Below are 8,347 nucleotides of genomic sequence, written 5' to 3'. Positions count from 1 at the left end.
ATCGAATTTTTGCAAAGCCGTTTGGGGTATCAGGATACCGAGGTGGTTTTTGCTGGTGACAGTGGTAATGATATGCCGGTTTTAGCCAGCCCGATACAATCGGTGGTGGTCAATAATGCCTCAGATGAAATCAAAGCCATGGCACAACAATTAGTCGCAGAAAATGGTCACCCACAGTCACTTTATATTGCTGTTGATCCAGGCCCGCTGGGCATGAATGGCAATTACAGTGCAGGGGTATTACAAGGTGTTTGGCATTATGCCGAAGGATTCAGAAACCAACTTGAATCGGGAGACAATACATGAGCCAGCAGTCCGCGCTAGCCATATTTGGTGAGGTATTATTTGATTGCTTTCCGGATGGTGAACGAAAACTGGGCGGAGCACCTTTTAATGTCGCTTGGCATTTACAAGCCTTTGGGGATCATCCGGTTTTCATCTCCAGAGTTGGCAATGACGAATCCGGTCAGCAGATCCGCAATGCGATGGAAAATTGGCAGCTTTCTACTGAAGGGCTGCAAACAGATAATGAACATCGCACGGGCGAGGTTCAGGTCTCTTTGCAGGGCAGCGAGCCTTCATACGATATCAGAGCTGACCGGGCTTATGATTTTATACAAACAGCAGAGCTGCCAGGCCTGCGTAATGATGCCATTGTTTATCATGGTTCTCTGGCGTTAAGAAATTCAGTGTCGAAAGATGCTTTTGAGTTTCTGACACGTCCCAAATCCGTCTCGGTTTTTATGGATGTGAATTTACGCACACCGTGGTGGAGCAAGGAAGATATATACAAATGTCTGGAACGTGCGAAGTGGTGCAAGCTGAATCATTTGGAATTGAATGAACTGGGCTTTAATTCAGCGGATTTGCAGCAGGATATGACCCGGATGCAAACCCATTTTCAATTGGAACAACTGATCGTGACACGGGGAGAGGAAGGAGGTATCGTGCGCTGCAACGATGGAACCTTTTATGAACAGAAACGGGTTGCTGCTGAGCAGCTGGTTGATACTGTGGGTGCAGGAGACGCTTTCAGTGCAATGTATATTCACGGGTTGTTAGCCGGTTGGCCAGTACAGAAAATTTTATTGAATGCCCAGCATTTTGCCAGCAAAGTGATAGGATTACGGGGAGCGGTCAGCGAGGATCCTGCTTTTTATTCTGAGTTCACATAACCACACACCCAGAATTATCCGACTCTTTAATCAGGAAATTACATGTACGAACAGCAATCTCATTCACTTCTGAATGCCATCCTGAATCAGATTGAACCAGAGTTTTCCAAACATGATCTGCGTTATTTCTACACGCGGCTGGGTGCCAACTTCTACGCCATTCATTCGTTATTTGAAAGGCTGTATGGCAAACGCCCGGACTTTGCCGAACAGGCCCAGCGTCTTGTTGAGACACTTGCCAGACAATATATCGATCGGTCTGAAGAATTACGTGCTAAGGATATAGAGCGGGAACAGGATTACAACTGGTTTCTCAGTCAGAAGTGGGTTGGCATGGCGCTGTATTGCAATGGGTTCGCCAAAAATCTGCAAGGCATGCGTGAACATCTGCATTATTTTCAGGATTTGGGTATTAATCTGGTACATGTCATGCCCATCATGAAATGCCCTGAAGGGAAAAGTGATGGTGGATACGCTGTCAGTAATTTCCGTGAAATTGATCCCCGTGCCGGAGACCTCAACGATCTGCGTGGTTTGGCTGGTGATCTCCGTCAACGTGATATGTTGCTGGTGATGGATGTGGTGTTAAATCACACTTCTGACCAGCACGAGTGGGCACAGAAAGCACGTGATGGTTATTCGCCTTATCGCGATTATTTTTATACTTTTGAAAACCGTCACGTCCCGGATATGTTTGAGCAGAGCATGCCTGAAGTGTTTCCGGAAACAGCTCCAGGTAATTTCACCTGGAACAAAGAAATGCAGCGCTGGGTAATGACGGTATTTAATGAATATCAATGGGATCTTAATTACAGCAATCCCACCGTATTTATAGAAATGCTCGATATTATCCTGTTTTGGGCCAACCAGGGTGCCGATATTGTGCGGCTGGATGCAGTGGCATTTTTATGGAAAAAGATCGGCAGTACCTGTCAGAACGAACGCGAAGCCCATCTGATTTTGCAGCTAATGAAAGACTGCTGTCAGGTAACAGCGCCGGGTGTATTGTTTATTGCTGAGGCCATCGTTGCTCCCGTCGAAGTGACTAAATATTTTGGCGAAGATGCGGTCATCGCCAAAGAATGTGAAATTGCCTATAACGCCACATTTATGGCGTTGTTATGGGATGCAGTGGCCACCAAAAATGCCCGACTGCTGAATCAGGGAATTAAAAGTCTTCCGGTAAAACTGGAGCGCGCTACCTGGTTAAATTACATCCGCTGCCACGATGATATCGGTCTAGGGTTTGATGATAAAGACATAGAGCTGGCAGGTTACGAGCCACGTGAACACAGACGCTTTTTGATCGACTATTTCACCGGACAATATGCTGATTCACACGCCAGAGGTGTACCATTTGGTCAGAATGATAAAACCGGCGATGCCCGTATTTCCGGCTCTCTGGCCTCGCTGGTGGGGTTGCAATATGCCATTGATATCGGAGATGAGCAGGCTATTGATGATGCGATACGCATCATCGTGTTATTGCATAGCATGATTCTGTCATTTGGTGGCTTGCCGTTACTTTATTATGGCGATGAAATTGGTACAACCAATGATGAAAGTTATCGTGATGATCCAGTCAAAATGGATGATTCACGCTGGGTACATCGACCATTTATTGACTGGAAAAAAGCTGAACAGCGAAATGTACCGGGTACAGTTGAATATCTGATTTTCAGCCAGTTGAAGACACTCATTGCGGTGCATAAAGAACTGGATGCATTTGCTGATTTTAATAATCGGGATTTGGTCGAGGTAGATAATCCGCATTTGTTTGTTTTTGAGCGTTACCATCTGCAAAAACCTGCCGATCGGGTCTTGGTGATTGCGAATTTCGATAAACAATCTCAGCGTCTGGATTTGGACCAGTTACCGAGATGGTCACAATCCTATCAGGGGCATCTGGTGGATGCTATTACCGGACAAAGTCCCGAGAAGTTTGGCAATACAGTGGTCATCCCGCGGTTTGGTTGTTACTGGTTGACCGAAGTCTGAATAACTTGAGGGTCTGTTGATTTTTCATAGTCGTCACTGAAAGATCAATAGAACCTATAACTTACAGTTATCATCCTGACAGGACTTATCACCGAATAATCGGGCAATCGGATGACGAAACCGGGCGAAAAACAGATAGGCTAAATCTGCAAACCAGCGAATGACCGGCCAGCGTAATATCTGCAACCAGCGATGATGACCTACAAGGCCCCAGGCTTTAGCCGTCACATCCAGCCCGGTAATGATTTGCCCATTTGCCAATTGACCATGCAATCTTTTATCGGCGCTAACGACATCAATGTAGGGATAACGATAAACAAAGTCAGTGGCGTGAATATCTTCAAAATGCAGTCGTTGTCGCGTATCAAATTGTTTTAATAAAGCAATTTCTCTAGTGCACAAAGGGCACTGACCATCAAAGAATACCGTCAATTGATGCATTTTGTGTTCTCTACTGAAAGTGGTTGTCATTCTGACGTTCTCAACGCTACTTAGTTCTGAAACATCGAACCTATATCTCTCTTTGCAGTCTCTGAACTGTCAGCTTTTCATCCCAATGGAGTTTTGAAACCCTATGACCACAGGAATATTTTGGTTCACCAATGATCTGCGACTGCATGATCAGCCTGCATTATGGAAAATGCAGTCGGTTGATAAACTTATCTGTGTGTTTTGTCTGGACCCACAGTGGTTCAGACCTAATGGGTTGAATGCCAAGGCGATGGGGGAGCGTCGTTTACAGTTTTTAGTCGAGTCGCTAAAGGATCTGCAGCAACAGCTTCAGCATGTCGGACAAGTACTGATTATCAAACAACAAACCCCGCACCTGGCGCTGACAGAATTAATCAATAAATATAACGTCGATATTATTGCCCGTAGCCAGCATGCAGGTGTTTATGAAAATCGTCACTGGAAGCTGTTACAACAACAATTTCCGGATCGTGAATTCGTGACAGAACCAAGTCACACATTATTTTCTGCTGATGATTTACCATTCCAACTTAATCAACTACCAACATCATTTACCCAGTTTCGTAAACAGGTCGAAGATTTAGTGCTGCCCAGGCCTATGTCGAGTCCTCAGCAATTGCCACCAACGCCAGGACCAATTGCGGTTGATGAGATTCCCCAGCCGGTATTTCAACCCTCAAAATTTACTGGAGGGGAAACGGCTGCACTGAAACATATCAATGATTATTTCTCCAAGGACCTGCCAGCCAGTTACAAAACTGTGCGAAATGAACTGGACGGCTGGACCAATTCAACCAAATTTTCTCCCTGGTTGGCGTTAGGCTGTCTTTCTGTAAGACATCTGGCTTCCCGGCTCAAAAACTATGAACAGACTAAGGTCTGTAATGATTCGACTTACTGGATTTACTTTGAATTACTGTGGCGGGAATACTTTCAATGGTATGCCCATCGTTATGGCGCCAGATTATTTCGCTTTGACGGAATAAAAAACACTAAAAGCCGACGTTGCTATTACCCGGAACGTTATCAGAAATGGTGTAACGGTAATACACCATATCCGCTGGTCAATGCCTGTATGAAACAACTTAATGCTTCAGGTTATATGTCCAATCGGGGACGGCAGATCGTTGCCAGCTGTTTTGTTCATGAGTTGAATCTGGATTGGCGCTTTGGCGCCGCTTATTTTGAGCAGCAATTAATTGACTATGATGTCGCTGCCAATTGGGGCAATTGGCAATATATTGCTGGAGTAGGGGCTGATCCTCGAGGTGGACGGCAATTTAATATTGAAAAACAAACCCGGCAATACGATCCAGATGGTGAATTTATCCGTCATTGGCAGGGAGACATTGATATTATCCCGCTGGATTCAGTTGATGCGGCTGACTGGCCAATCATGCCTCCTCCCAAAAAATGACCCGTCAATTAATCAATGTCGTCTGGTTTAAACGTGATTTACGTTTATCCGACCATGCAGCGCTTAATGCTGCATGTGAACAGAATTTACCCATTTTATTGTTATATATTGTGGAACCCTCGCTGGTGGATGATGCGCATTACAGCCTGCGCCATTGGCGATTTGTCTGGCAGTCATTACAACAGTTGGATCAGCAGCTGATAGTAAACAAAGCCAGTGTGGTGGTGATAGAGGGGGAAGCGCCAGCTGTCTTTGAACAATTACAGCAGTATTATCAGATTGATACGGTTTTCAGTCATCAGGAAATAGGTCTGAACATCACCTATGAGCGAGATAAAATTCTCCATAAAAAGTTTAAACATCAACAAATTAGCTGGAATCAATTTCCACAAGGTGCGGTCATTCGTGCCGCAAACAGTCGTGAGGACTGGGATAAACATTGGCAACAGGTCATGCGGCAATCCGTGCCGGAAAGTAATTGGCAACAGGCTGACTTTATTACCGAGGTGCAGATGACACCATTCACGCCTCCGGTCGAATGGCAGCAAACGGATATGCTTTTTCAATATGGTGGCGAATTGACCGCGCAAAAAGTGTTGGCTGAATTTTTTGCCAAGCGTGGCAAACTTTATAACCGACAGATTTCCAGTCCGGATCTGAGTCGGCAATCCTGCTCCAGAATGTCACCGTATCTTGCCTGGGGCAATATCAGCCTGCGACAGGTCTATCAACAGTTACTGGAGCACTGGAATGACCCCGGCTGGCGAAGAGCCTTGGCAGCACTCTCTTCAAGGTTGCACTGGCATTGTCATTTTATGCAGAAATTTGAAAGTGAAACGGAAATGGAATTTCGGCCGGTAAACCAGGGTTATCAATCTTTCCCCTGGCGAGAGGATAAGCAATCGGGAGTTGATTTGATAGCCTGGCAAAATGGTAAAACCGGTTATCCGCTGGTCGACGCCAGCATGCGTTGTCTGAACGCAACCGGCTATATCAATTTTCGAATGCGCGCCATGTTGGTCAGTTTTTTATGTCATCAGCTGCATATTGACTGGCGGCGCGGAACCTATCATCTGGCCCGGGTGTTTCTGGATTTTGAGCCGGGTATTCATTATCCACAACTACAAATGCAGGCAGGGGTTACGGGCACCAACACCATTCGTATTTATAATCCAACCAAGCAAGCTGAAGAACAGGACCCCGAGGGTAAGTTTATCCGTGAATGGTTACCCGAACTCTGCGATTTACCTAATGAAATTATTCACCGACCATGGGAAATCACACCTATGGAGGAAATGATGTTAAATTTTCAGTTGGGGAGAGATTACCCGTATCCCATTGTTGATATCAAAGATACCTCAAAACAAAGCCGGGATCGTTTATGGTCATGGCGTAAACGTGACGATGTGCAACGTGAAAATCAACGTATACTGCGTCGCCATGTACGATTGACCCGTCGTTAACAGATTCGAATTGCCAGCGAACGGTTTCACCCCTGATAATAACGCTATAAATTCCTCAATATTTTTTCCGGAGAACATATGACACTTGCCTTTGCTGCGGTGATTTTTGGTTTGATTTTATTAGTATGGAGTGCTGATCGATTTATTGATGGTGCCGCAGTTTCTGCCCGCTACTTCGGTATGCCGCCGTTACTAATCGGCATGGTGATAGTCGGTTTCGGTACTTCAGCACCGGAAATGGTGGTCTCTGCATTGGCCGCAACGCAAGGCAATCCTGGCCTCGCTCTGGGCAATGCTTATGGTTCAAACATTACCAATATTGCGTTAATTCTGGGCCTGACCGCAGTACTCAGTCCGATTGCAGTGCATTCACAAGTGTTGCGCAAAGAGTTGCCGATTCTAATCGCAGTGACCGCCTTGGCTGCCTGGCAGTTAGCTGATGGTTCATTGTCGCGTCTGGATGCCGGAGTGTTGATTTTGGTGTTCTTTATGTTGATGGGCTGGACCATTTATCAGGGCATGAAGAAATCACCAGATGCATTCGGTACCGAAATGGAAGCTGAATTCAATACAGAATCAATGAGCTTGAAAAAAGCATTGATTTGGTTATTTATCGGTCTGATTTTTTTGATTATCAGTTCACGAATTTTGGTCTGGGGCGCAGTAGAAATTGCCGTAGCGTTTGGTGTCAGTGATTTGATTATTGGTTTGACCATCGTGGCCATCGGAACATCATTACCCGAGCTGGCCTCATCACTGATTGCTGTAAAAAAAGGCGAGCATGATATTGCGCTGGGTAATGTTATTGGCTCAAACCTGTTTAATACCCTGGCTGTAGTGGGTATCGCAGGATTGATTCATCCTTTTGGTGTTCCAGCAGAAATACTTACACGGGATATTGCCGTTATGGCTGGTCTGACCATAGCGATATTTATCTTTGGCTTTGGTTTTCGCGGAAGACAAGGGCGTATCAATCGCGTTGAAGGTAGTGCGTTAATGCTGGTGTTTGTCGCTTATACAGCCTATCTCGTCAGCACGATTGTGACTTAAGCGAAAATTAACAGCAGTTTAAATGGCTATGAATAATGGTGGCCTGAGGTCTTCTCAGGTCACCATATTTTTTATATTTGGGCTCCACATTCTCAATACTGATTACTATCTTATTTATCGTCATTTCCTATGATTATCTGTCTCTCTCGACAACCAAATAATATTGTGACTTGCATCACATAAATATTTATAAGATACTTCCGCTCTTAAGTGTTTGATTACTAAGGATTGGGTATGAAGACGGGGCTGGGCGAGGTAGACGATCAATGTCTGCAAGTCGTATTGGACATAATCAGCGATGGTGTGTGGGACTGGCATGCAAATACCGGATACGTTTATCGTAGTCCCGGTTGGTTCAGAATGTTGGGTTATAGCGCCGCCACTCTTCCTGCCAGCGTAGCATCCTGGGAGCAAAATCTGCACCCAGAAGATCATCAGCGTGTATTAGCCCACTTCGATAACTACATACATAATCATAGCAGTTCATACCAGATTGAATACCGACTGAAAAAGGCTGATAACAGTTATTTGTGGGTAGAAGACCGTGCCAGAATTATCGAATGGAATGAAGATGGTTCTGTTGCAAGAATGATTGGCGCCCATCGGGATATCAATGAACGAAAACTCAACCTGGATCGGCTGGCGCAACAAAATCATTCTCTGGAAGACCTGGTCGAAGAACGTACTCACCAGTTGATTCAAACCAACGCTGAACTGGAAAGCAAGATTGCCGAAGTTCAACGCCTCGCTGAAACAGACACACTTACGGGTGT

General features: G+C 45.3%; 8 protein-coding genes. 7 read left to right on the top strand and 1 reads right to left on the bottom strand.

Going from position 1 to position 8,347, the window contains the following annotated elements; genetic code table 11:
* The 3 genes from B3182_RS07230 to B3182_RS07220 form a co-directional block, all read left to right on the top strand.
* Nucleotides 1-306, top strand: a 306-nt coding sequence (locus B3182_RS07230; RefSeq protein ID WP_292752124.1) for an HAD family hydrolase, incomplete at its 5' end; no start/stop codon positions are given.
* Nucleotides 303-1,175, top strand: a complete 873-nt coding sequence (locus B3182_RS07225; RefSeq protein WP_292355849.1) for a carbohydrate kinase family protein — start codon at nucleotides 303-305, stop codon at nucleotides 1,173-1,175. The genes B3182_RS07230 and B3182_RS07225, both read left to right, overlap by 4 nt.
* Before the next feature lie 42 nt (nucleotides 1,176-1,217).
* Entirely contained in the window at nucleotides 1,218-3,173 is a 1,956-nt protein-coding gene (locus tag B3182_RS07220; RefSeq protein WP_292355847.1) for an alpha-amylase family glycosyl hydrolase, read from the top strand.
* A gap of 54 nt (nucleotides 3,174-3,227) precedes the next feature.
* Here B3182_RS07220 and B3182_RS07215 read toward each other — a convergent pair whose 3' ends face one another.
* Nucleotides 3,228-3,644, bottom strand: coding sequence for a thiol-disulfide oxidoreductase DCC family protein (locus B3182_RS07215; RefSeq protein ID WP_292355845.1), 417 nt, complete (start codon nucleotides 3,642-3,644; stop codon nucleotides 3,228-3,230).
* Nucleotides 3,645-3,747: 103 nt separating this feature from the next.
* Here B3182_RS07215 and B3182_RS07210 point away from each other — a divergent pair, with 103 nt between their 5' ends.
* The 4 genes from B3182_RS07210 to B3182_RS07195 form a co-directional block, all read left to right on the top strand.
* A complete protein-coding gene (locus tag B3182_RS07210; RefSeq protein WP_292355843.1) occupies nucleotides 3,748-5,061 on the top strand; it encodes a DASH family cryptochrome in 1,314 nt (437 codons plus the stop codon).
* Nucleotides 5,058-6,524 carry a cryptochrome/deoxyribodipyrimidine photo-lyase family protein gene (locus B3182_RS07205; RefSeq protein ID WP_292355841.1) on the top strand — a complete coding sequence of 489 codons (1,467 nt, stop codon included), beginning with the start codon at nucleotides 5,058-5,060 and terminating at the stop codon, nucleotides 6,522-6,524. Before B3182_RS07210 ends, B3182_RS07205 begins: the two co-directional genes overlap by 4 nt.
* 78 nt (nucleotides 6,525-6,602) lie before the next feature.
* Complete coding sequence (locus tag B3182_RS07200) at nucleotides 6,603-7,574, top strand: calcium/sodium antiporter (RefSeq protein WP_292355839.1); 972 nt, start codon at nucleotides 6,603-6,605, stop codon at nucleotides 7,572-7,574.
* Nucleotides 7,575-7,808: 234 nt separating this feature from the next.
* On the top strand, nucleotides 7,809-8,347 hold a 539-nt coding region (locus B3182_RS07195), incomplete at its 3' end, for a PAS domain-containing protein (protein ID WP_292752122.1).

Source organism: Methylophaga sp. UBA4204, assembly GCF_002379485.1.
Taxonomy (GTDB): domain Bacteria; phylum Pseudomonadota; class Gammaproteobacteria; order Nitrosococcales; family Methylophagaceae; genus Methylophaga.
Note: the sequence above shows the minus strand (reverse complement) of the source record. Positions and strands in the feature narration are given on the sequence as shown.